The 1088-nt window shown below is 77.4% G+C and carries 1 pseudogene; it reads right to left on the bottom strand.

Going from position 1 to position 1088, the window contains the following annotated elements:
• Positions 1-23: 23 nt before the first annotated feature.
• Positions 24-1088: pseudogene (locus ADY01_RS35830) on the bottom strand (regulator); the annotation flags it as partial.

Below are 1088 nucleotides of genomic sequence, written 5' to 3'. Positions count from 1 at the left end.
GGGCGGAGGGGCCAGTGGAGGGGTCAGTGGAGGGCTGCCAGCTTCTCCCGGTAGCCGCGGGCCGGGGCCGCGTCGCGGAAGGGTTCGAGACGGCGCTCGAAGTCCTGGAGGTACTCGTGCGCCCGCACCGAGCGCATCTCGCTCGCCTGTGCCGCGGCCTCGGCGGCCAGGGTGCAGGCGTTCTCCACGTCCCCGAGGCCGAGCCGCGCGCTGGCCAGCACGACGCGGCAGAAGAGCCTGCTGCGCGCGTACGCGGGGCTCCGCAGCTGGAGCGAGCGCTCGGCGTGCCGGGCCGCCGCCCGGTACTGCTTCAGGTCGCGGTGGCAGTGGCCGAACTCGTCGGCCAGCTGCGCCTCGTCGAAGAAGCGGGCCCAGGGCGGCACCTCCTCCCCCGGCCTGGCGGACTCCAGGGCCCGCTCGGCGCGGGCCAGCGCCGCCGTGCAGGCGCGGACCTCGCCCAGCAGCCCGTGCCCGCGCGCCTCGACGGCGTGGAGGAGGGCCTGCACGACCGGCGGGACCGAGCTGGCCATGCCCTGCTGGGCGACGCGGGCCAGCTGGACCGCCTCGCGCCCGTGCCCCAGGTAGACCGCCTGGCGGCTCATGGAGACCAGCACGAAGCTGCCGTAGCTGCGGTCGCCCGACGCCTGGGCCAGCCTGAGGGCCTGCACGAAGTACCGCTGGGCCAGGCCGTGGGCGGCGATGTCGTACGCCGTCCACCCGGCGAGCCTGGTCAGATCGGCCGCGGCCGAGAACAGCCGCCGTCCGGTCTGCTCGCCGTAGCTGCCGCGCAGCATCGGCTCCATCTCGTGCTCCAGGTACCGCACCAGCGCCTGGCGCGCGTGCCCGCCGCCGTAAGCCTGGTCCAGGGTGTGGAAGAGGTCGGCCACCGAGCGCAGCGCCGTGATGTCGCCCGCGGTGACGCGCTGCCCCGGGCCGCGCTCGACGCGGTCGAGCCTGGTCGGCCGGACCCCCGGCGGCGGTGGCGGCGGCGGCAGGCCCGGACGTCTGGGCCCCGGCGGGCCGGGGGGCGCGGGGGCGCGCACGACGCCCCTGGCCTGCTCGGGCACCCTCGCGGCGGGCGATGGCGG

Origin of the sequence: Streptomyces sp. SBT349, from assembly GCF_001083795.1 — a bacterium.
In the GTDB taxonomy this organism is placed as follows: Bacteria; Actinomycetota; Actinomycetes; order Streptomycetales; family Streptomycetaceae; genus Streptomyces.
This window is presented reverse-complemented; position numbering and strand designations above follow the sequence as displayed.